This is a genomic window from Cohnella thermotolerans DSM 17683 (assembly GCF_000429825.1).
Taxonomy (GTDB): domain Bacteria; phylum Bacillota; class Bacilli; order Paenibacillales; family Paenibacillaceae; genus Cohnella; species Cohnella thermotolerans.
The window spans coordinates 1-1065 of record NZ_AUCP01000156.1 but is presented as its reverse complement, the minus strand read 5'-3'; the positions used below and the strand labels follow the sequence as shown (position 1 = coordinate 1065).

At 47.2% G+C, this 1065-nt stretch carries 1 protein-coding gene; it reads left to right on the top strand.

Translation table 11 applies throughout. The features are described 5' to 3' along the window. Positions 1-266: 266 nt before the first annotated feature. Positions 267-788, top strand: coding sequence for a transposase (locus tag G485_RS27245; protein WP_156922474.1), 522 nt, complete (start codon positions 267-269; stop codon positions 786-788). Positions 789-1065 lie beyond the last annotated feature (277 nt).

Sequence of the window (1065 nt, the reverse complement as noted above, 5' to 3'; positions counted from 1 at the left end):
TTCTCGGCAGTGTTGTCAATGGCTTCGTAGCTCTTTCCGTCAATAGTTAAATCACTGCTGAATCGATATGTTTTATCCCCTTGTTTCAAATCTAGTACTCCCTCAATCCCATAGATTGGATAGATATGGTATGGAAGTGCTAAAAGAGGTTTTGTAGATGCGTCCCATCCAACATCCTGTTCGCTTAACGACCGAAGAAATTTCGCGCGTTCATTTCCAAAGGCAGAGAATGTGCTGGACGTCTATTAATTGCCTTATAATGCCGACTGTCCGGTCATATTCATGGACGAAAAACCCTATCAGCTGCTAGACGAAGCCCGAATGCCGATTCCCATGAACCCGCCAAGCCTCGTCGGGAAGATAGCGAATACGTGCGCCATGGCACATGCAGCATCTTCGTCTTCACGGAACCTTTAGCAGGCTGGCGTCATGTCACGGTCTGCCAGCAGCGAACGCGTATCGACTGGGCGGAGCAAGTTCGTGAATTGCTGGACGTGCATTATCCGAAAGCGCCAAAGATCAAGCTGGTGATGGACAACCTGAGCACTCATTCCATTGCTTCGCTTTATCGAGCATTCGAGCCTGAAACCGCAAGGCGCTTGGCTAAGCGACTGGAAATCCATTACACGCCCAAGCATGGCAGTTGGCTCAATATTGCGGAGATTGAACTCAGCGTGATGACCAGTCATTGCCTGGGACGACGCATCCCTTCCATCATCGAACTGGCTCACGAGCTGTCGGTATGGGAGTGCGTCCGAAACCAGCGCCAAAAGGGCGTGGACTGGTAGTTTACGACCGCCGATGCACGAATTAAACTAAAACGGCTTTATTTACAGTTTAAAGATTGATTCGGTACTAGAAATTCAGATTTGGCAAAATGGGGCTACTACGGCACTATGGAGTGACGGTGATAAGTGCTTTGAGATGGAGGCCCTTAGAGGTAATGTAGACTATAAATCATCATGGAAAAAAGTTGAGTCCGTATAATTGTGTAAAATGAAATATCTCCTAAAAAGTACTAGGAGCCATATTCAAATGTCCTCGGTTAGAATGGAGTTGACTAGA